This window comes from Robertmurraya sp. GLU-23 (genome assembly GCF_052983275.1).
The window spans coordinates 143,465-166,835 of record NZ_JBRKCV010000006.1 but is presented as its reverse complement, the minus strand read 5'-3'; the positions used below and the strand labels follow the sequence as shown (position 1 = coordinate 166,835).

Below are 23,371 nucleotides of genomic sequence, written 5' to 3'. Positions count from 1 at the left end.
AGAACGGTGTTGAAATAAATCTCTTTTTTCTCATTCATCACTACAATTGTTGAACCAACCAATATAAATGGTCTGCTACCTATTAACGCACCCGATAGTTCAATAAGGGAAGGGCGACAACTATTACTTTAGCTGCCGCCATTTTTATCAGCAATTAACATGTTCGACTTAACTTTTAATTTCATCTGCAATCGTGGGTTCTACAAGATCTTTTCTTCGATAAACATTTAAAATGAGTCCTAAAACAGCAGCGTAAAAGAGTATCGCACTGCCTCCATAACTAATAAAAGGCAGAGAAACCCCCATTATAGGCACGACTCCAAAGCTCATCAAGATGTTCCAGGTAGTAGGAACCGCAAACAATGTAGCACCACCTATTACGATCAATCTCCCATAGAGATCCTTTGTTTTGAACGCATTTTTTGAGATCCTTGAAATAAATATCAGTAGGATCAAACATAGAACGAATCCGAAAGCCCAACCAAGAGAATAGACGAGGAAGGGAAAAGCAAAATCTGTATGTGCTTCTGGTAACAATTGAAAATTCAACTCGTTGGAAAGTCCGTTACCAAACCATCCCGCTTCTGAAAGGACATTCCTAACCGCCTTATACATATATCCTGCTCCATTTAAATCGGCAGTAGGGTTTATAAAAGCAGATAATCTAGTTAACAAATAACTTTGACGTGAGGTCATGTAGAACATAATAATGAACATAATACCAGCCAATAGATTTGTTAGGGTCAGATTTACAGCTAATTTCTTATGGATTCGAGCGAAAGCAAACATCCCAAGTATGCAGAAGAAGTAAATCATACTAACCATAAAGTCTGGCACCATCATGTAGAGCGAGATGGGAATCCAAAATAAAACAAAAAGTAAACCTTGTTTTTTCCAACTACGAAACTCATTTATTTTGTTAAAAATACCAGCCCAAGCAAGAAAAAAGAAAAATAAGCTCATCATGGTTCCATCGACCGTCAGGCCTGCGAGGGAAACCCACTTCTTTGCTCCGTTGGTCATAATTCCAAAAAGATGAAGATATATATGGATCAATAGGCCTATCGCATAAAAGTATATCCATCCGTTCTTTAATTTTTGGTAATCAAAGAAAAGGAATCCAATGATTACAAGAATAGCCAGGGTGTACCAAATCGCCTGTCTCCCCATAAAATAGGTACCTGATAGGGAAAATTCAGGAATCCCATCAACTAACGGGAGAAAACTAATACCAGCAAAAAGAACAAATAAAACAATTAGAACCCAATCCATTTTCGGCTTATGTAGGGGATTTAATCTCTCCCCAATGGTAAATGGATTTCCCATTTCTTGAATCGCCTTTTCCTCTGCATCCTCTTTAGAATACCCTCTCTTTTTGTAAGATTGACTTAACTCTTGCAGATGATGAATAAGCTCTTTTTTTATCATGTTGTGGGCTTCCTTAGATTTCACTTTGGACGTTACTTTACTTAAAAATTCTTCAAATTTGGGAGAACTCATAAGGACGCCTCCTCTAGTAAGTGTTTAAGGGATAACTCTTGTTTTGATTTATCTTGTTTATAGGTAGCTAAGTATTTTTCCCCTTTGGAATTTAAGGAGTAATATTTCTTTTTGTTTATCCATTTTGAAGTAAGAATTTCTTTATTTTCTAGTAGATGTAAAAGTGAATAAAGCTGCCCTTCATTTTTTTGGAAAGTACGTTCATTTTTTTGAAAAAGTTGGGTAGAAATATTGTAGCCATCCTTTGATTCATGCTGAACCGATTCTAATATAGCTATGATGGTTTCTATCTTCCAAGAATGAAATTGTGATTGAGATTGTCTCATACGAATGGATTCTTTCACCGCATTTTTTCTTTCATTGGAAAAAGAAAAATCCTTGAAAATTGATTTTTTCATCGAACTCTTCAGGTTAGTAAATGGATCATTCATCTCCTAAACCTCCCCCTCGATCATCTTGTCTTTTAATAATTCTTTTGCACGCTTTAATCTAGTTTTTATTGTATTTATATTTACTGTCGTAATCTTACTTATTTCGGCTAAAGATAGTTCTTCATAATAATGCAGAAATACTACTTCTCTGTACTTTAAAGGTAAATTCATGACAGCATTTGTTAAGCTGTTTTCTTCACTATTCGCGATAATCTCTTCTTCAACCTGTTTTGATTTCGAAGGTATATAATCCAAAATTTTATCGCTAAGCGTTATTTTGCGATAATGCCAGCTTCTTAAGTAGTCCTTACAATGATTACTAGCAATACGATATACCCATGTTTTTAGTGTTGCCTGATAATTAAACTGATTTAAATTTTCATAACATTTTAAAAATATCTCCTGCGTTAAATCTTCTGCTGTCGTTCGATTTTTAACATATGTATATACGAGATGCAGGATATCATCGCTATATTCTTGCATTAATTGATCAATTATTTCCGCTCGCTCAAGCAACATACTTTCATCTGTCACCGCCAGTTGTTTTAGTCCATTCATCTTGTTATCACCCTCTCACATATAATAGACGTAGCTAACCTTCATTTGGTTTGAAAAAACATTGGATTTTTATGACCTTCTATAATCTAAGGTATAAATGGAAAAAGGACCAACCTCTTATAGGATTGTTCCAGAATGTTGTATATAGGTTAGATGGCTTATAATACTACTTATTCGATTAATAATACCTTACTTCTCAGAAGGAACTGCAAGTACAACAGTTCCTAAATTCAGAATTACTTATCGGCGTAAATCTGCGTTTTCCTGACGCTACCCCTTTTTTAACTATCCTGCCCCTTTTGTAGAACAAGAAAGAGAAATGCTTTTTAGGCATTCCTCAATTAATTAAAGTATATTTCTAAGGATTATTTAGTAATATTTAATTCTAAATATTCATCAGCTTCTTTAAATCCAAACTTCTTATACACAGGACTTCCCTTTTCTGATGCCGCAAGCCATATTTTTGATATACTAGATAATTTTACATCTTCAACCAATTTAGATAGTAGATTTTTTGCTATTCCTTGACCGCGATAATTTTCGTTAGTGTACATATTTGCAATGTATGCCTTTTTCCCATTCTTATTGGTATAGCTAGGTGGGAAATCATAAAAAATTACTGCACCACAAGCTATAGTTTCTTCATTATTTTCTACTAGCCATTGGATAAGCCTTCCCTCACTTAAAAAGAGTTGTTTTCGCAACTCTCTGGATTTATATTCTTCATTTTAATTAGAAATCCTTCTTCAATAAAACTGCTCCTTTTACTTAAGTGAATTAATTCACAATTTGATATTAATGTGTAGGAAATAATCTCTCCACTTACATAATAAATCCCTGATTGGTAAAAATCTTAATACCAACATAAAAAGGAAAGAGGTATTATCATTGTTTTCATCTACCAAAAAGAAGCTCGATATAATTATAAAGATGGGTATTGGAGCTGGAATTCTTACAAGTGTTTTCACTGGATCCCTTTTTTTATTTGCTCTTACGATTATTCGTAAAATTAATAAGATAAACCAAAAACTTGGGAATTAGCCCTACCTTTTTTTAATACGCCTTACGAGTCAAAAATGAAAAAAATTAAAGCTGCAATCATCAAATATAAATGTATACTTATTACCCGCCATAAATTAATCTCAGAAAAGCAAATGGAACATTGGAGGTATTTTCTTTGGGTGTCTTCGGCAAATCAAAAGCAAACACATTAACTGCTGCAGAGGTATCTGCTCTTTGGCTACAATATTTGGGTGATAGTATGGCTATCTGTGTTTACAAATATTTTCTTAATATTGTTGAAGACAAAGAGATTAAACCCATATTGGAAAACGCATTACAGTTAGCTCAAGGACATATTACGAAAATCACTGAATTCTTAAAGAGTGCTAATTTCCAAATCCCACTTGGATTTACAGAAAATGATGTGAATGTTAATGCCCCTCGTTTGTTTTCTGACCAGTTTTTACTTTTTTACTCCTATATTATGACCATACATGGGTTAACCGCATATAGCCTTGCTATTACAAACGTGGAGCGGCAAGACATTCAAAATTATTTTTTTGATTGTACGGTTTCATCTAAGGAATTGTTCCAAAAAATAATGAAATTAGCAATAAATCAGCCAAAATATACAAGTGTCCCTCCCATCCCTTCGCCTCATGGGGTGCAGTTTATGGATTCACCAGGATTCATTTCTAATTTAATCGGAGACAAAAGACCACTAAATAGTTCGGAAATCAGCACCCTTTTCTTTAATTCAACGAAAACTGGATTTATCAGCTCTTTAAGTTTGGCTTTTAGTCAGGTGGCTGTCCGTGAAGACGTTCGAAATTTTATGTTAAAAAACGTTAAATTAGCAGGGAAAGATGCTAAAAGCTTTGACGCAATCTTACAACAGGATCATTTGCCAATCCCTGAGAAGTGGGATACTGAGATTACTGATTCTACTGTAAGCCCATTTTCTGATAAATTGATTATGTTTCACGCAGGGTTTTTAGTTAATGCGGCTCTTACTTATTATGGTGCATCGTTAGGTTCCAGCTTCAGAACGGATATAATCGTAAACTATTCTAAAGTATTTACTCATGCAATGGAGGCTGGTGCTTTTTCTTACAACATTATGGTTAAACATGGATGGTTAGAAAAACAACCTGATTCCGATTGAAAAAGCTATGGTATACGGTTTCAAAAAAGTGAAACGGCAAAATTAGGTGTTGTACTATGGTACAGCATCTCTTAACCATTCCACCTGCCTTATGCACCCTCCTTCAACTATGTTCTATAAATTTCTTAATATTAGAAATATTATTGTAATAGAAATGCCATAGCCGTAATCGAATTAACACCTCCCTGTTCTTTTTCTCAGAAAAATATATGTTACGATAATTTAAAATTAGTAACCAAAGAACATGGAGGGTAATAGATGCTTAAAAAAATCATTTCAGGTGTAGCAGTTACTGTACTCACAGTATCGATAAGTGCAAATGTACAAGCTTCTACGATTACGGTAAAGAAAGGGGATACCCTTTGGAATCTATCACGTGTGAATAATACAACTGTAGAAAATATTAAAACGTTGAATGATCTTACTACTGACCTTATTCACCCTGGTGATGTTCTAACCCTTGCTCAACATAAAAAGTATACTGTTAAGCAAGGGGACACTTTATGGGACATAGCCTTAGAACATCAAGTAACAGTTTCACAAATGAAAGAATGGAACCAATTACATAGTGACCTTATTCATCCGGGATTAAACCTATTAATCTATGAAGATATTAATACTTCTAAGACGGCTATAACTGAAAATTCAGTGGAGCCTGAAGCACAAGAGTCAAAGGAAAGTACCTCCACAGCAAGTGCTCCATCAACAAACACAGCAACTTCAAAGGAATTAATTATGGAAGCTACTGCCTATACAGCTTCATGTGAGGGATGTTCTGGTATTACCGCTACTGGAATTAATCTAAAAGAAAATCCAAATGCAAAAATCATTTCAGTGGATCCTACCATTATTCCACTTGGTAGTAAGGTTTATGTGGAAGGATACGGTGAAGCTATCGCCGGAGATACCGGCGGGGCCATAAAAGGACATAAAATTGATGTCTTTATTCCTTCTCAACAGGATGCAATCAATTTTGGAGTAAAACAAATAAAAGTCACAATTTTAAACTAGAAATCAATAAATCCTCATCTGGTATAAAGATGAGGATTTTTTGATTATACAGTCTATCACTATCGTAAAAAAGTAAGTGTCGAGCTAATTTCATATAAATGATTTTGGTCTGCCCATAGAATGAAATAATTATAGAAGGTGTCTCCGATTTGAATCGGTTCTGGATATCGGACAATCAGTGCTGCTTGCCCTCTCATTTCAGGGGATTGATCTTCTGACGGAAAGATATAGCAAGCCTCCTGAGTTTGTATGTTTGTCTGTAGGATAAGTGGTTTGGTACCGTATGGAAGTAGTTGGTGGAAGGCTTCATTTTGACAGACGGTGTGAATGGGTTCATCGGAAGATATGGCTGCTACTTGAAAAAATCCATCAGGACCTTCATATCTTTCATCACTCTCCTGCTTCCAGTGTGCCGGGTATTGAAATTGGATGTTAAAGCGATCACTTGTAAATGTCTTTTTCAAAGATGAAATGGGAACAGGTGACCATTGTAAGGAGGTAATTTGTCCTCCGTCCACAATCTTTATCGGAACGGGATGGCGTAAATCTAGCACCCACATTTCTCTCCCTATTCCTTCTCCATTACACCCGGATAGATAAGCTAATTTTGGTGATTCTGGCGACCAAGTAACAGGGGTTGCGTAACAAGACGATATGGCTACCGTCCGGTCATTTTCTCCTTTCCTACCTGTGGTACGAATCAATGAGAAATAGCCTACATCTTCAAAGGCTGTCGCACTATAAGCAATTGTCGAGGAATCTGATGACCATACGGGATAATAATTTTTCGCAAGCGGGCCTCCCTTCACCTCGAAAATCTGTCCACTTGAAAGTTCGATCGTATAGATAATAGAAATACTCACACCCGGACTCGTGTATAAGGCATATAAACCATTCGGAGATAAGCGAACATTGTTTAATCTTCCACCCGTGTTTTCAGTCATTTGCTGTTTGTTGGTACCATCCGTAGCCATAAGATAAAGCTGACTAACACCCAATTCATCAGGAGCTTGATAAAGGAGCTCGCGCCCATTTGGAAACCACTGAACATCGGTCGCATTTACTGCTTCTATTCGTTGAACCTGATGGGTAGACACTCGATATAAGATGATTTGATTATTTTTAACATAAGCAAGCCTTTGACTGTCTGGTGACCAATCTAAGATGATCCCTTCTCCTTCAGTGAATTGGTCAATACTAGAGGTGCTCCCATCCCCTGCATCGAGGATGAACAAGACACCATTTTTTCCTACAAAAGCAATCTTGGTACTATCCGGTGACCAAAATGGAGTAGTATAGGATTCTCCTAATCCATTAGTAAGCTGAATATTTTGCCCGTTCCTGAGATTATACACCCAAAGGTCGTAGCTACCACCACGATTAGAAGTATACCCAATCATACCAAGATCCCCAGGTGGAGCATAAGGAATTTTTAATCGCATTCCTGGTGCAAGATTGTAGTTTGGAAGTTGGTTGACCTGTCGTATCAGCTCATAGTTACTTTGTCCCCTTGTGGTGACGTTGTATTTGTTTGCAATTTGAAACAATGTATCTCCAGGCTGAACGACATAGAATGGATTTCCGGGAGGTACCGTTAGCAATTGCCCCACTTGAATCGTATAGGGCGGCTGAATCTGATTTGCTTGAATAATAACAGATTGGGGCACACCAAATGTTTGAGCTATGTTAAAAATGGTATCACCTGATTTTACCCGAACTCTATTCACTCCCGGTGGCACTGATAGTTGCTGACCAACATAAATCGTATAGGGTGGCTGTATATTATTAGCGGCAGCAAGAGATTCGTAGGAAAGCTTCCATCGACTAGCAATTTGAAAAAGTGTATCCCCAGGGCGGACCGTGTAAAAAAGTTGCATAAACACTCCTCCATTAAACGAATGCTTTATCTGCCTATATGCTATTCATGAATAGACGCAAAGATTCATCTTATCTAGGTAGAGAAGATTTTATAAAAAAGAACCCAGGGATTCCTGAGTTCTACGATACTTATAAACTAGCCACTTCTTCCTTCACAACAAGCACCTTTTTCTCCCACACTCTGCTTCTCCATCTAAAATACATCACAATTCCTCTCAGCCACTCGTCAACAATAAAGGCGATCCAGACCCCATAGAGCCCTAATCCGAAGTGGATGCCAAGGACATATGCGACGGGTACACCGATTACCCACATGGACAGAACTCCCATTTTTACGGAGAAAGTCGCATCGCCGGTGGCCCGAAGTGCATTGACCACTAATAGATTAAACGTTCTTCCCGGTTCAAGGATTAAACAAAGCAACAACAGTTGACTACCAACATGAATAATCTCCATGTTATCTGTAAAGATGCTCATTAACGGAACTCGGAACACCGCAACAAAGATCGCAATCAAGATGGTGATTATAAAGCTAGATTTTAAGCTTTTAAGAAGTTGGCGATACGCTCCGTCAAAGTCACCGGCACCCACACGATAACCGATTAAGATTTGAGTTCCTTGTCCCATTGCGAGTCCGAACAACAAGATGAACGTCATAATGTTCCAGGTGTAGACTCGAGTCGTTAAAGCCACAGCTCCCATTAAGGCAGTAATAGCGGTAATCGCCATTTGACTGGTGTTATAGCATAACTGCTCGCTGGCGGCAGGTACCCCTATTCGCAGAATCTTTTTGACCTTTGATATGTCAAAATGGATATAATCGTGAAGCTCGACTTTGATTGGAAGTCTTTTATACATCAGATAAAGAGCAATAACTAGCGCAATCGCTCTACTTATCGCAGTTGAGATTGCTACTCCCTCAACCCCAAATACAGGCAGGCCGAACAAACCGTAAATTACTAATGCATTTCCGATTAAATGGATGATATTCATGATTAGAGATACAAACATCGCATCTCTCGTAAACCCATAAGCTCGTAAAATAGACGACACGGTGACAAGCAAGGCTTGTAAGAACAAAGTGGCACCTACGATAGAAAGGTAAGAATGACCAATAGATGCTAAGTGTTCTTCGAGCTTGAAGAGGTCGAGCAGTGGCCCTTGGAAAATAAACATCAGCGCACTTACCACAAGACCGATAAATAAATTAATCGTAATAGAAATACCCGCGGTCTCCTTTGCCTCTAACCTCATTCCTGCCCCTAAGTACTGGGATATCAGAACCGCTGTTCCTGTTGAAGTAAAGGCAAAAATTAAAATCGCAAAGAAAACTAATTGATTCGCTACACCCACTGCTGCTACCGCATCATCTGAAATATGGGCAAGCATGATGGTGTCTGTACTTCCCATGATCGTCTGTAAAAATAATTCAATAAAAATCGGCCAAGTGATGGCTCGTAAGGTGAGTTTATGTGGTTCATTTGATGATCTTGTTTTTCCCATAGTTAACCCTTCTTCTGTAATTTTAGGTCAAAGAAAAAATCCATATCAAAGGTTGATATGAATTTCTTCCTTATATCCTTATAAAGATCACTCCGGTTTTCCAAAATATGGAGTCCCATCTTCTTTCCACGTAAACACTTGAGCTCGTGTATGTCGATTCGGATCGTACAATGGATCTCCCACAATCTCTGTATATGTTCGTGCATGATAAACAAGAATATCCCCCGATCCATCTTCTGAAACCGTAAAGCTATTATGCCCTGGACCATATTGTCCCGCTTCACGGTTCGTTTGAAATACGGGCTTATCCGATTTCGTCCAGGAGTTAGGATCTAATAGATCACTAGTTTCATCTGCTGAAATCAACCCCATGCAGTAGTTTTCATCTGTTGCACTTCCTGAATAAGAAATGAACACACGACCATTTCTTTTAATCACAGCAGCACCTTCGTTCACCCAAAAGCCAATCGTTTCCCAGTCAAACTCTGGTTTGGTGATCATCACCTGAGGACTTTTGATGGTCCAAGGATTTTCTAAAGGAGCGATATACAGATTAGAGTTTCCTCTTATATTAGGATCTTTCTGTGCCCAAACTAAGTATTGCTGCCCATGATGCTCAAAGGATGTCGCATCTAATGCAAAGGATTCCCAATCGGTTTTAATTTGTCCTTTTTCCTCCCATGTACCTTCTAATGGGTTAGTAGACTTATTTTCAATAACAAACACACGGTGATCAAACAAACCGTTGATAATTTCTTTTGACTTAGCAGCTGCAAAGTAGATATACCAGTTTCCGTTAATAAAATGAAGCTCCGGTGCCCATATTAATGAACTCATTGGCCCAGTCTCATGCTTTCTCCATGCTACAACTGGTTCTGCCTCTGCAATTCCATGTAATGTCTTTGAACGACGAACCTCAATGTGATCGTATTCAGGGACAGATGCGGTAAAATAATAATATCCATCAGTATGCTTGTAGATCCAAGGATCGGCTCTTTGTTCTAAAATTAGATTTTTATCTTCTGTTTTCACCATCATGGACTCCTCCGATTTCTTCTATTTCGCATCCCTTACAGGTACGCCAAAATTTGGTGTTCCATCTTCATTCCATGTAAATACCTGCGCACGTGTATGGCGATTATGATCCCACAGTGGATCACCTTCAATTTCTTTGTAGTTACGAGCATGGTAAATCAGAATATCCTCTGTACCATCTTCGGATACGGTAAAGCTATTATGACCTGGCCCATACTGACCATTTTCTTCACTTGTTTGGAAAACGGGCTTATCCGTTTTTTTCCAAGAATTAGTGTCGAGCAAATCACTATCCTCATCTGCCATTAAAAGACCCATGCAATAATTGAAATCGGTTTTGCTCGCTGAGTAAGATATAAAAATCTTACCGTTTCTCTTTAATACAGCTGCCCCCTCATTCACTAAAAATCCGATGGTTTCCCAGTCATATTCTGGTTGTGTAATCATCACTTGAGGACCTTCAATTTCCCAAGGGCTCACCATTTTGGCTATATATAGGTTAGAGTTTCCTACAATGTTTGGATCGCGTTGTGCCCATACATAGTATCTCACCCCTTTATGTTCGAAGGTGGTTGCATCAAGAGAAAAGGATTCCCAATCGGTTTTCACTTGGCCTTTTTCTACCCACTCACCCTCTAAAGGATTCGCTGAATCATTTTCAAGGACATACATGCGGTGGTCAAAAATATCATCTGCTCGTGCCGCAGCAAAGTAGATATACCATTTTCCATCAATGTAATGAAGCTCCGGCGCCCAAATATTTGCACTCATTGGTCCTGATTCGTATTTTCGCCAAGCAACAACCGGTTCTGCTTCTCCTAGTTCTTGGATGGTTTCTGCCCTTCTTAACTCAATTAAATCAAATTCAGGAACAGAAGCAGTGAAATAATAATAGCCGTCTGTGTGCTTATACACCCATGGGTCTGCTCGTTGTAACAATATTGGATTGTTTAATGTTTCTACCTTTTGCATGGTCTTCACCTTTCCTTATTAAACAGATTGAGGACTCACTTTTGCCACTTCATTCAAAAATTTCAATGCTGTAAAGCGGTTACGGAGGTGGTGTGCTTCTTGTAAGCTTCTATTCACTAACTCTTCACTGATTCCAAGCTCTACGGGAGAAACGGCACCATTTAACTTTTCTAATATCTCCCGAAGCCTCTCTGTCTGAGGGATTTCTTCATAAATAGATCGGATCACTGGAAGATGCTCTTGGATATTTTTAACTATGAATGGATCATCTAAATTCTCCATTTTCTTTTCTTCGGTAATAAGCTCTAGAAACTTGCGTTTATAAATATCAGCTAATAGTAATGTAGCAACAGATACCTTTGCTCCATGAAGAACGGCAGGACGGCCTAGTTTTAAAAACTCCATTTCCCAGTAGTGAGATAGATGATGCTCTCCACCAGAAGCTGGGTGAGATTGCCCAAATAAAAGCATCGCTAATCCAGACTTGATAAGCGCCTCAATTAAAATCCGAACACCCAACTGACCTCCCGCTTCAATTTCCTCGGCATGTTCCACACAATTCTCTAGGGCATCTCTAGTGATTTGGGCCGATAGAGGGCAATATGGTTCCCCAACCGCTATGTGACCAAGTTTCCAGTCAGCTAGAGAAGTATATTTAGCCATCATATCGCCAAACCCTGCTGCAATCATTTCTCTTGGAGCAGACTGTAGAATCGTTAAATCAGCAAAAACTGCAATAGGCGAACTCATCTGAAAGGTCGTTTTTACTCCGCGAACGATGAGAGGAGCACCTAATGACGTGAACCCATCAACTGAAGGAGCAGATGGTACGGAGATAAACGGAATTTTTAGCTTTGTCGCACAAAAACGTGTGATGTCATGAATCGTTCCCGCCCCGAAAGCGATGAGAACATCAGCTTCTGTCGGAATGTCAAGTAACGCCTGAACAAGGCATTTTTCATCGGCAACGACATCATTATTTTCGTCGGGTTTTAAAATCGTTACTGAAAAAGGAATATTCTTTTCTTTTAAGTGTTCAGCGAACTTTTCGACTCCAGCCTTATACGTTTGTGCATCTGCCACAATGACCACTTTTTGATAAGCTTTTCTTTGGATAAATTGAGCGGCCTCTTTCAGAGCTTCATTTCCAATCTTTATCGCTTCAATTGGAATCACATTATGATGATTTCCACAGTCACATTGTTGGCTTAAAGTCATAACGTCTGCTATATAATTCTCCACTTTGGTACTCCTCCTTTTCCTATTGCTTTTTAAATCGTACCGAACATATAGGTAGTAGTAGATGTAAACGGCTGGTCCTTCTCAATCACACAGCTAGGAAACTCTGGATGATGAATAGCATCAGGTAACCCTTGAGTTTCTAAGCAAAGGCCAAGATACTTTCGAGCGGAAACACCTCGGATCTCCCCTTCTGCTTTGATTTGGGTACCAGAATACAAAACCACAGCCACTTCATCTGTTTCAATCGTTAACTTTCGACCACTTTCTTCATCCTTTAGTACAATTTCTTCATCATGACGTGAGTCTAATAAAAATGGATGGTCATACCCTTCACCAGCTAGTTTATTTTGCGGATGGTAGGATTCTGCTCCTTCTCGTATGACACGTCCAGCTGTAAAATCAAACGGGGAATTCTTCACATCTGCTGTCTGGATCGGAAGAAGTTCATCGTTTAATTCAAGGTATTTACTACTTTTTATATATAGAGAGTGATCCAATGTATCACGTTTTAAATTCCCACTTAAATTAAAATAGGAATGGTTAGTCAGGTTTAAAATGGTCTTCTTGTCAGATACCGCTTCATAGCTAATCGTCAATTCATTATTATTGTTTAACAAGTAGGTAACGGTTAGCTTCAGATTGCCTGGGTACCCTTCTTCTCCATCCGGACTTAGGTAGGAGAACTGTACCCCTATTTCTTCTTCCCTTTCAAGGATCTCAGCATCCCATATGACCTTGTCAAAACCCTTAGTTCCTCCATGAAGATGGTTCCCATTATTATTTTTGGCTAAGGAAAAGGTTTTGCCGTCTAATTCAAAGGAAGCTCCTGCTATGCGTCCAGCAAATCTACCAATAACTGCTCCTAAATAATACGAGTCTGATAGATATTCATCGATGGAGTCATAACCAATCACTACGTTTTCCATCACTCCATTTCGATCGGGAGTGATGATATGAGTGATAATACATCCTAAAGTAATACAGCTGACGCTCATTCCTCCATCATTTACAAGTGTGTATGTATCAACGGTTGTTCCATTGATTTGTCCAAAGTATTCCTGATTGACCTTCATTTTCGTCCAACCTTTCCTAAAAACGATGAATATAAATGATTCTATATCACCACAAGGATGATATGGGAACTCACGCTTGTTTTTGCTTTGCTAGACGGATGACATTCCAAGATAACTTCGGTAATAGCGCTTTCACTCCACCGTTCTCATGTTTTGCATTTCCATTAGAGCGCGGAGCAACAGGTGTCCCCTGTGCTGAGTTCGTCTGTTTGATGTCATCATTCTCTAATACGATATGCTCAATCACTTCGTAGCCCTCAAAGTTACGGATATCTACTTCTAAATCTAGTCCTTCTTCAAGGTGACGGTTGACTGCAAAAATCGTTAATGTTTCATTTTCTTCATTATACACTGCTGTTGACTCAAGGAATGGTACATCTGTGAAATCTTTACTATCATATTTTGAACTTGAAATGATAGGGTTTAAGGCTACACCTCGACCATATACAGATGTGTGCATATATGGATAGAAGATGGTTTGTTTCCACGCTACTCCGTTGCTTTCTGTCATAATTGGAGCAATAACATTGACTAACTGAGCCAAACAAGCAATTTTTAATCGGTCTGCATGCTTTAACATCGTAATTAACATACAGCCTACTAGAAGGGCATCTTCAAAATTATAAATATCTTCAAGTTGCGGAGGTGCAATACTCCATGGTTCTATTTGTTTATCTGCCTCGTTGCTGTGATACCATACATTCCACTCATCAAACGCCAAGTGAATTTTCTTCTTGCTATGTTTCTTCGCTTTAATATAGTCTGCAATCGAAATGACTGAACGAATAAAGTCGTCCATTTCTAATGACAATGCTAAGTAATTAGAAATATCATTATCACGGTTACCATAGTATTGGTGAAGAGAGATAAACTCTACATGGTCATAGGTGAAATCAAGAACAGTCGCTTCCCAATCAGCAAAAGTTGGCATTTTACGATGAGAGCTTCCACATGCCACTAGCTCAATCGTTGGGTCTACCCACTTCATTGCTTTCGCCGTTTCTTGGGCAAGACGTCCGTACTCAGCTGCTGTCTTATGTCCAATTTGCCACGGGCCATCCATTTCGTTTCCTAGGCACCACGTCTTAATTTTATGAGCCTCTTTATAACCGTGAGAGATTCTGAGATCACTATAATAAGAACCACCTGGGTGATTACAATATTCTACTAAATTTCTTGCCGCATCAATTCCACGTGTCCCAAGGTTTACCGCCATATTTACTTCTGCGTTCACTAGTTTTGCCCACTGCATAAATTCGTTTGTTCCCATTTCATTAGTCTCCGTTGTACGCCAAGCTAGATCTAATCTTCTTGGACGTTGTTCTACTGGACCAACGCCATCCTCCCAGTTATATCCGGAAACAAAGTTTCCACCTGGATAACGGACAAGAGGGACTTGCAACTCCTTCACCATGTCGATTACATCGTGCCGAAATCCATGTTCATCAGCAGTAGGATGACTTGGTTCATAGATGCCCCCGTACACCGCACGTCCTAGATGCTCAATAAAAGATCCATAAATTCGATTGTCAATTTCAGAGATTTTAAAGTCTTTTTCTAAAATCATTTTCGCCTGATTTTTCATGTGATCTATTCCTTTCTGATTCCATACAGAGTATCGGGTTTTGTATGCTCTCCTAATCTATTTAGCTTACTTTTTCCCATTTTGGCTTCCCAGCAGAAGGACAGCTTTTGTTTTTAAACTTAGCTCGATAGCGGACAATACATCCGCTATGAGCACAAGTAGTTCCATATTGCAATGATGAACAGCCTTCACAAACTGTTAATCGCTCTTGATAGACTTCTTCAGAAACGATTAGGCTAGGCTGTTCTTCCATTTCTTTTATCAGTTCCTCTATCACTTCTTCAGTGACAATCACGCTTTCTACGCAGCCTTTACATAAGCTTTTCCCGTTCATACCTTCCACCCGCCTATTCTACGGATAAAGTAACCACACTCATTGGAGGTAACTTGATAGATAACTTGTTGTTTTCCACTGTAAAGCTTGTAAATTCTACTGGTTTCACCACTTCAGGTTGCTCAAAGGTATTGTGAGCGTTCATGCCTGTTGCCGTTAAAATAGTGCCTTTTACCTTTGAAGTTCCAGCATTCACTCCACGAAGGTCAAGTTCTAGAACAGATTCGTTTTGATGATCAATATTACATAAGCTCACATGAATGGTTCCCTCTGCATTTTTAGAAGCAGAAGCGGTTACTTGTGGAAGCTTTTCTCCGTTGTACTCATACTCACCAAATGTTGAATCTACAGCGATACGCTCAGCATCTTGGTGAACTTTGTACATATCAAATACATGATATGTTGGAGTAAGAATCATCTTTTCCCCTTCCGTTAAAATCATGGCTTGTAATACGTTTACGGTTTGAGCAATATTCGTCATTTGAACACGATCGTTATGTTCATGGAAGATATTAAAATGCAAGCCAGCCACTAATGCATCACGAATCGTATTTTGCTGATATAAGAAGCCTGGATTTGTTCCTGGTTCAACATCAAACCAAGTTCCCCACTCATCAATGATCATGCCAATCCGCTTATCAGGATCGTACTTATCCATAATGGTGCTATGCTTTGAAATTAATGTGTTCATGTGAAGAGCTTTTTTCATCGTAATGAACCACTCATCTTCAGGGAAATCAGTAGCTGATCCCTTTCCTAGCCAAAAGTCACCAGGAATGGTGTAATAGTGAAGACTTAAGCCGTCCATTAACCAATGAGCATTTTTCATTAATACTTCGGTCCAATTGTAGTCATCTACGTTGGCACCACCAGCAATTTTATAAATTTTGTTTTGGCCATAGTTTCGGACGTACGTTTGATAACGACGATACAGATCCGCATAGTATTCTGGTCGCATGTTACCGCCACAGCCCCAGTTTTCATTGCCGACACCAAAATACTTCATGTTCCAAGGCTCATCTCTTCCATTTTCACGACGCCAGTTTGCCATTGGTGATTCGCCTTCAAATGTCATATACTCAACCCACTCGGACATTTCTTGAACGGTTCCGCTACCCACGTTTCCACAAATGTAAGGCTCACAATCTAGTAATTCACAAAGAAGCATAAATTCGTGCGTACCGAAGTGATTGTTTTCGACCACTCCACCCCAATGCGTGTTCACCATACGCTTCCGGTCTTCCTTAGGACCAATCCCGTCTTTCCAGTGGTATTCATCAGCAAAGCAACCACCTGGCCAGCGAAGAACCGGAACCTTTAATTGCTTAAGCGCTGCTAATACATCGTTCCGAATTCCTTTTGTATTGGGAATCGAAGAATCTTCTCCTACCCAAATTCCTTCATATATACATCTGCCAAGATGCTCAGCAAAATGGCCATAGATATTTTTATTAATTTTCCCTTTGGACACGTCTGCATTAACGATTACACGATTACTCATTATTTTTACCTCCAGATAAACATTCCTTGATTTGGACATTTGGGGCTATTATTTCTAATAGCCCCACCTAGATATTTATTATCGATAAATAACTTCGTTCCAGCGTAGTTCATTGTTAAAGTCGTTTGTTTTTGTATCGTTATTAATAACAACTATTTCAATTCCTGTTAGCTCAGCAAAGTCTCTTAATTGTTCTGTTGTTACTTTGTAAGAGTAGCAAGTATGGTGGGCTCCACCTGCTTGAATCCAGTTTTCTACTGCTTGACTTAGAGAAGGTTGAGTCTTCCAAAGTACGCGTGCAACTGGAAGATTTGGCATTTCCTCTTCTGGTTGTACAGCATCTACTTCATTTACAAGAAGACGGAAACGATGTCCTAAATCAATGATTGAAGCATTTAATGCAGATCCTCCCATTCCATCAAACACGATTCTTGCAGGATTTTCCTTCCCACCAATACCTAGTGGATGAACTTCGATCTTTGGACGTGTAGCAGAAATCGTTGGGCAAACTTCTAGCATATGCGCACCAAGGACCATTTCATTTCCTGGCTCAAAGTGGTATGTGTAATCTTCCATGAATGACGTTTGCTCATTACCAGCAATAATCTTCATTAAACGTACCAATGCAGCTGTTTTCCAATCTCCTTCTCCAGCAAAGCCATAACCTTGTTCCATTAATCGTTGAACAGCTAAGCCTGGTAGCTGACGCATACCATGAAGATCTTCAAAAGTAGTCGTGAATGCTGAATAACCACCTTCTTCTAAGAATGCCTTCATTCCAAGTTCAATTCTAGCTTGGTAACGAATAGATTCTCTAACGGGCCCATCCGTTAATCCCTCTGGAACGATTGTATATTTTTCTTCATATTCAGCCATTAGCTGGTCAAGTTCTTGTTCAGAAACATCATTCATTCGTTGAACAAGGTCACCTACACCATATCCATTCACCGTCCAACCAAATTTAATTTGCGCCTCAACCTTGTCACCCTCTGTGACTGCTACCTGACGCATATTGTCACCGAAACGGGCCACCTTTAGGATTTGGCTTTCTGAATGAGCTACAGCCGTTCTCATCCAGCTTCCTACGCGTTCTTTTACCTCTTGGTTTTCCCAGTGGCCTACAACAACCTTACGCTTAACATTTAATCTACTTGTAATAAATCCATGCTCACGGTCACCATGTGCTGATTGGTTTAAGTTCATGAAATCCATATCAATTGAATCCCAAGGGATGTCGCGGTTAAACTGTGTTGCAAGATGTAGGAATGGCTTTTGTAGTGCTGACAACCCTGCAATCCACATTTTTGAGGGAGAGAATGTGTGCATCCAAGTGATAATCCCTGCACAATTATCGTCCGCATTTGCTTCTAGCATTACTTTACGGATAGCATCTGCATCTTTAACAACGGATTTAAATACTAGTTTGTAAGGAGCATCTGCATCCAATCCTTCTACAATTGCACGTGAGTTACTCTCCACTGCTTTTAATACTTCTTCTCCGTACAATAATTGGCTTCCTGTTATAAACCAAAATTCATAAGCTTTTGTCGTTAACAAGGTAAATCCCCCTAAATAGAAAATGTATTGGTAGAATCATAGAAACAAACAAGTTATACGTACAAGTAATGTTATTTTTGTCCGTAATATGCCTTTGCACCATGCTTTCGTAAATAGTGTTTATCGAGTATCGCTTGGGCAATTGGACGAACACCTGGATTTAATTGATACGCTTGCAGTGCCATTTTTGCCACTTCCTCAAGAACCACTGCATTATGTACCGCTTGGTGTGCATCCTTCCCCCAGCTAAACGGTGCATGGTTTGCTACGAGTACCCCTGGAATGGCTACTGGATCGATTCCTCCGACTGCGAAGGTCTCGATGATCACATTTCCAGTTTCCAACTCGTAAGCACGATCAATTTCTTCTTTTGTCATCTCTCTTGTACATGGAATTTCTCCGTAAAAGTAATCTGCATGTGTTGTTCCTAATGCCGGGATAGAACGTCCTGCTTGAGCCCAACTTGTTGCCCAAGGGGAGTGAGTATGAACAATTCCCCCAATGGAAGGAAACGCGCGATACAGTGCAAGATGAGTTGGAGTATCTGAAGAAGGTCGTAAATTTCCTTCCACGATAGTTCCTTCTAGATCAACGACTACAAGATCTTCTACTTTTAACTCCTCGTACGGTATACCACTTGGTTTAATGACCACTAGATTTTCATCTCGATCAATTCCACTCACATTTCCCCATGTAAATGTCACTAAGTCGTGCTTAGGAAGATCTAGATTGGCCTGTAACACCTCTTGCTTCAGTTGTTCTAGCATACGGTTTCCTCCTTCATTTCTGAGGAACTAGCATTCTTAAGTTTTTTTAATGTCTTCATGACATTATTCTCGCCACGGCCAAAGTAGTCATAAAGGCGAGCATACTCGCTGTATAACATATTATAAACAGCTGCATTCTCAAGCTTTGGTTGGTAATACTCATCCTTCACACTTCCCATTTCCTTCGCAGCATCAGTAATGGTGTCGTAACCGCCACGCTCATTTCCAGCTGCAACAGCTCCAAACATCGCTGAACCAAGTGCAGGTGTCTGAGAGGATGCAGAGATTTTAATATCCATATTTAACACATCAGAATAAATTTGCATCATCAATGAGTTTTTCTCAGCAATTCCACCAGCAGCATATACTTCATTCACTGGTACACCATTTTCTCTAAATGTCTCCACGATCATTCTAGTTCCATACGCTGTTGCTTCAATTAACGCACGGTAGATTTCTTCAGGCTTTGTTAGAAGGGTTGCTCCTAATAGAACACCTGTTAAGTCAGCATCAACAAGAGTTGAACGATTTCCATTCCACCAATCTAGAGCAAGTAGTCCACTTTGACCCACTTTCAGCTGGCTAGCCTTTTCTGTTAGCAGCTGGTGGATATTTACTCCTTTTGCTTTTGCCTCATCCTGATAGCTTTCAGGTACACAGTTTTCTGTAAACCACTCAAAATGGTCACCCACACAAGATTGACCAGCTTCATATCCCATAAACCCAGGCAAAACACCATCCTCAACTACCCCACACATACCTGGGACAATTTTTTCTTCTTCTCCTAGTAAAATATGACAAGTTGACGTTCCCATGATCATTAATAGTTTGCCAGCTTCCGTGATTCCTACAGCTGGCACGGCCACGTGTGCATCTACGTTTGCAACTGCTACAGCCGTGCCAGGCTTTAATCCTGTAAGCTTTGCTGCAGCTTCCGTAATTTCTCCCGCCTTAGCTCCAATTGGAACTATTTTAGTAGATAACTTTTCTTCCACTACATTTTCTAACCGAGGATCTAGTGCTTTAAAGAAATCCTTCGACGGATACCCTTCTTGCTTATGCCAGATCGCTTTATATCCAGCCGTACAACTATTACGGTTAATTTCACCTGTTAACTGGTAAATGACCCAGTCTGTTGCTTCTAGAATTTGATCGGCCGCTTCATATATATCTGGTGCTTCATTTAAAATTTGCCATACCTTTGGAATCATCCATTCAGAGGAAATCTTTCCACCATAACGCTTTAGGAACGCCTCACCACGTTGTTCCGCCATTTCATTCAAACGATTTGCTTCATCCTGTGCCGCATGATGTTTCCATAGCTTCACATAACTATGTGGGTTTGCACGATATTCTGGCTTTAAGCATAACGGTGTTCCAAATTCATCAATTGGTAATACCGTACAAGCGGTAAAGTCTATTCCCAAACCAACTACATCTTCAGGTGAAACTTGAGCTTTCTCTAATACTTCTGGAATCGTAATCTGTAACACTTCTAAATAATCTGTTGGATGCTGAAGTGCCCAATCGTGCTCTAACTTCGTGGTTCCATCTGGTAAAAATTCATCCATCACACCATGCGTATAAGGTTTGACAGCTGTTGCTACTTCCTTACCTGTTCCAATCTCGACAAGTACCGCTCTTCCCGACTGTGTTCCATAATCAACACCGATTGAATACTTACCCATTTACATCACCCTGCCCTTAGAAAGAATGCGTTTACATTAAGATAAAAAGATGATCCGAGATTTGTTTTTACATATCCATCATCGGATTAAAATGTAATTTTTTCTTTTATAATATAACGTTGTGCGTACAAGAAATCAGAGACCAAATATGTAATCCTTTACAATCAACCTTACAAGTTGACTATTTTTATTCTTTTTTCTCCAACTTGTACGCATAACCTTTAACTTGATTGTACCACCTATCCTTATTTTTTCAATGGTATTTATAAAAAAATATTTAAGTTTCTTCGACATAATTGTTTAAAAATCAGTTCTTTATCATACGCACAGCAAATACTTTCGGTACTTTACAGCCCTCATGTGCCTTAAATTGTATACGCACACTTGTCTTGTTCTCTGTTATCGAAAGAGGAATTTCATACCGTACAAGTACAAACTTGTTCATTTCCTCTAATTCTAATAATCCATCTTTCAACAGATGCCCATCTATACTTAAATCAAAAGATTTCTTGGTTTCTATTTCTTTTGTATACATAACAACTAATGCTTGTGTTGATTCGGAATCTACCATTAATGAGAAGGAAAAATAACCACTTGGCCATGTATCTCTGTACTTACGATTCGACTCTACTCCTAATCCAACATGTTCGCCCTCGAAATCATGGTCTCGTTCTGGCTGCATCTCACCTGGCTGAAAAAAATCAACGGTTTTTTGCTGAAGCTCACGTTCTTTTTCAAGAGAGGTTTTATAAGCGTGTTCCGTCTTCTCCCACTCCTTCAACGAAAAAACATCCCAATATACGGTTGTACTACGGTCATGCATTAAATAAAAAGGATACAGTTCTACATTTCGTGGATAACCAATTTCTTTCATACCATACTGATGATTTTTTTCAGTGTCTGGATGTAAATAATTCGTGATTGTAGGATGATCGGTCACAAGCACAGGTGTAAACAGCAAATCTTTCGATTGTCCTTCCTCATTAATCGGACCTAGATCCCCTGCCAACACAAGAGGACCACTCATAAAGGCAATTCGATTCGGGTTATCGTTCATTTTTTCTACTCGCAAGGTCATGGGCATAACTAAATCAATGGTGTCTCCTTGTTGCCAAGTTCGTGTAATGGTAACAAAACTTGATGGCTCATTGTTATGAAGGTATATTTCCCCGTTAACATAGACACACAGTCCTTGTTCTGCCCAATACGGATAACGAACGGAAAGAGCGAAATCCTTCGAATCCTCACTATCGATTGTTATAGTCACCTTCCCATTTTCAGGATAATCAGTCGACTGCTGAAGAGTGACCCCCATCTCCTTCCAATCAAGTTTCGATGGAACGTACTGATTAATGAATAATGAATTTTCTCTATAAAAATAAATATTGTTCCCGTAACTTGAGTGATTTTCCATCCCTGACCCAACACAACAAGTGAAATCATTAAATTTCGAATTATACACTTTGTGACCGCCCATATCGAGAGAGACAAAATACGTAACCGTTCCTTCTGTCGGATGCTGTGAAGCTAGTATATGATTGTATAAAACCCGCTCATAAAAATCCCCCTGAATCGCCAAAGGATTCCATTGAAAAAGATGTTTCGTAAGTTTAAGCATGTTATAGGAATTACAAGTTTCACACGTAAAAGCACCAAGTCGATCATTTAACTTGCCTGGCTCTCCAAAATGTTCGTTCATACTATTTCCACCGATCACATAGGAATGGTGGTTGGTCACTTGCTCCCAGAAAAACTCTGCAATTTTGCGATACGATTCATTTTGTGAGACCTCGTACTGCCTAGCAGCCCCTACTATTTTAGGAATTTGTGTATTAGCATGCCTACCAGCTAACTGATCCAAGCCATTCGCGAGAGGATTAAGTACTTCTTCATGATGAAATTGCTCAGACAAGCTCCAAAAACGATCATCTCCTGTATCAACAGCTAAGTCCGCTAACACCTCTGACATCCCACCAAATTCACAATGTAAAACGGCTTGTATTTGCTCATGTGTTAAATCAGAAAAAACGTCTACTAACCACAAGCCTAACTTCTCTTCCACTTGTAGTGCCTTTTGATTATTCGCTAAGTGATAGGCATCTTTTAATCCTGCAAATACTTTATGAATCGAATATAAAGGAACCCAGCCACCGTTTAAATCAAAACCTTGTGAGCGAATATCACCTGATTTTATTTCCTCAAATAGCTCTCTTCCACGCGGCACACCTCCCACATAGCCATTGCCATTCGACATTTGACATTCCTCTAACTCTTCTACTATATAATTCACACGCTCTAAAAATCTCTTATCTTCTGTAGAAGCAAACATCATGGCACAACCAGACAAATAGTGTCCAAGAGTATGCCCTGATATCCCTTGCGCTTCCCAGCCCTCGTAATTCTTAGCCTTTGGCTCTAAGCCAGCATACTCTCTAAAACGGGATAATAACCGGTCAGGTTCAAGTTGCAGTAAGTACTCCTTATTTAAATCCATTGCGGCTTTAAGAGGTCCACCAGTCACTTTGACACAATTTAACTTAAATGCATTTACTTCCATTACCTCCACTCC

The 23,371-nt window shown here is 39.2% G+C and carries 18 protein-coding genes and 1 pseudogene; 2 read left to right on the top strand and 17 right to left on the bottom strand.

The genetic code is table 11. The features are described 5' to 3' along the window. Window positions 1-168: 168 nt before the first annotated feature. From ACVBAX_RS12330 to ACVBAX_RS12315, 4 genes and pseudogenes are all read right to left on the bottom strand, one after another. Window positions 169-1,500, bottom strand: a complete 1,332-nt coding sequence (locus ACVBAX_RS12330) for an FtsW/RodA/SpoVE family cell cycle protein (protein WP_447117289.1) — start codon at window positions 1,498-1,500, stop codon at window positions 169-171. Continuing rightward, on the bottom strand, window positions 1,497-1,931 hold the full coding sequence (locus ACVBAX_RS12325; RefSeq protein ID WP_063255096.1) for a PadR family transcriptional regulator: 435 nt from the start codon (window positions 1,929-1,931) through the stop codon (window positions 1,497-1,499). Before ACVBAX_RS12325 ends, ACVBAX_RS12330 begins: the two co-directional genes overlap by 4 nt. Window positions 1,932-1,934: 3 nt before the next feature. Next, a complete protein-coding gene (locus ACVBAX_RS12320; protein ID WP_447117288.1) occupies window positions 1,935-2,489 on the bottom strand; it encodes a sigma-70 family RNA polymerase sigma factor in 555 nt (184 codons plus the stop codon). A 365-nt stretch (window positions 2,490-2,854) separates the two neighbouring features. Then, window positions 2,855-3,175 (bottom strand): annotated as a pseudogene (locus tag ACVBAX_RS12315) (GNAT family N-acetyltransferase); the annotation flags it as partial. Between the two features lie 491 nt (window positions 3,176-3,666). Between ACVBAX_RS12315 and ACVBAX_RS12310 the strand changes: the two are divergent. Next, the gene (locus ACVBAX_RS12310) at window positions 3,667-4,656 is read left to right on the top strand and encodes a DUF3231 family protein (protein ID WP_447117287.1); all 990 of its coding nucleotides are present in this window, start codon (window positions 3,667-3,669) and stop codon (window positions 4,654-4,656) included. Window positions 4,657-4,914: 258 nt separating this feature from the next. Further along, window positions 4,915-5,667: a LysM peptidoglycan-binding domain-containing protein gene (locus ACVBAX_RS12305; RefSeq protein ID WP_447117286.1), complete on the top strand. Its 753-nt coding sequence runs from the start codon at window positions 4,915-4,917 to the stop codon at window positions 5,665-5,667. 59 nt (window positions 5,668-5,726) lie between these two features. Here ACVBAX_RS12305 and ACVBAX_RS12300 read toward each other — a convergent pair whose 3' ends face one another. The 13 genes from ACVBAX_RS12300 to ACVBAX_RS12240 form a co-directional block, all read right to left on the bottom strand. Next, window positions 5,727-7,544 (bottom strand): LysM peptidoglycan-binding domain-containing protein, encoded by a 1,818-nt coding sequence (locus ACVBAX_RS12300; protein ID WP_447117285.1) that lies wholly within the window; start codon window positions 7,542-7,544, stop codon window positions 5,727-5,729. Between the two features lie 130 nt (window positions 7,545-7,674). After that, window positions 7,675-9,048 (bottom strand): MATE family efflux transporter, encoded by a 1,374-nt coding sequence (locus tag ACVBAX_RS12295; protein ID WP_447117284.1) that lies wholly within the window; start codon window positions 9,046-9,048, stop codon window positions 7,675-7,677. A gap of 87 nt (window positions 9,049-9,135) precedes the next feature. After that, window positions 9,136-10,086: a glycoside hydrolase family 43 protein gene (locus ACVBAX_RS12290; protein ID WP_447117283.1), complete on the bottom strand. Its 951-nt coding sequence runs from the start codon at window positions 10,084-10,086 to the stop codon at window positions 9,136-9,138. 18 nt (window positions 10,087-10,104) lie between these two features. After that, window positions 10,105-11,055: a glycoside hydrolase family 43 protein gene (locus ACVBAX_RS12285; protein WP_447117282.1), complete on the bottom strand. Its 951-nt coding sequence runs from the start codon at window positions 11,053-11,055 to the stop codon at window positions 10,105-10,107. Window positions 11,056-11,073: 18 nt separating this feature from the next. Next, the gene (locus ACVBAX_RS12280; RefSeq protein ID WP_447117281.1) at window positions 11,074-12,297 is read right to left on the bottom strand and encodes a sn-glycerol-1-phosphate dehydrogenase; all 1,224 of its coding nucleotides are present in this window, start codon (window positions 12,295-12,297) and stop codon (window positions 11,074-11,076) included. A gap of 29 nt (window positions 12,298-12,326) precedes the next feature. Further along, window positions 12,327-13,370 carry an aldose epimerase family protein gene (locus tag ACVBAX_RS12275; RefSeq protein WP_447117280.1) on the bottom strand — a complete coding sequence of 348 codons (1,044 nt, stop codon included), beginning with the start codon at window positions 13,368-13,370 and terminating at the stop codon, window positions 12,327-12,329. Window positions 13,371-13,440: 70 nt separating this feature from the next. Next, complete coding sequence (gene arfA, locus ACVBAX_RS12270) at window positions 13,441-14,955, bottom strand: arabinosylfuranosidase ArfA (RefSeq protein WP_447117279.1); 1,515 nt, start codon at window positions 14,953-14,955, stop codon at window positions 13,441-13,443. Window positions 14,956-15,016: 61 nt separating this feature from the next. Beyond that, complete coding sequence (locus ACVBAX_RS12265; RefSeq protein ID WP_430776362.1) at window positions 15,017-15,289, bottom strand: DUF6171 family protein; 273 nt, start codon at window positions 15,287-15,289, stop codon at window positions 15,017-15,019. A 13-nt stretch (window positions 15,290-15,302) separates the two neighbouring features. Further along, window positions 15,303-16,790, bottom strand: a complete 1,488-nt coding sequence (locus tag ACVBAX_RS12260) for an alpha-N-arabinofuranosidase (RefSeq protein WP_447117278.1) — start codon at window positions 16,788-16,790, stop codon at window positions 15,303-15,305. A gap of 78 nt (window positions 16,791-16,868) precedes the next feature. Next, window positions 16,869-18,347 (bottom strand): L-arabinose isomerase, encoded by a 1,479-nt coding sequence (gene araA, locus ACVBAX_RS12255; RefSeq protein ID WP_447117277.1) that lies wholly within the window; start codon window positions 18,345-18,347, stop codon window positions 16,869-16,871. Window positions 18,348-18,418: 71 nt separating this feature from the next. Then, window positions 18,419-19,114 carry an L-ribulose-5-phosphate 4-epimerase gene (araD, locus tag ACVBAX_RS12250; protein WP_447117276.1) on the bottom strand — a complete coding sequence of 232 codons (696 nt, stop codon included), beginning with the start codon at window positions 19,112-19,114 and terminating at the stop codon, window positions 18,419-18,421. Further along, window positions 19,108-20,802, bottom strand: coding sequence for a ribulokinase (araB, locus tag ACVBAX_RS12245; protein WP_447117275.1), 1,695 nt, complete (start codon window positions 20,800-20,802; stop codon window positions 19,108-19,110). Before araB ends, araD begins: the two co-directional genes overlap by 7 nt. Window positions 20,803-21,109: 307 nt before the next feature. Beyond that, a complete protein-coding gene (locus ACVBAX_RS12240; protein WP_447117274.1) occupies window positions 21,110-23,359 on the bottom strand; it encodes a beta-L-arabinofuranosidase domain-containing protein in 2,250 nt (749 codons plus the stop codon). Between the last annotated feature and the right edge of the window lie 12 nt (window positions 23,360-23,371).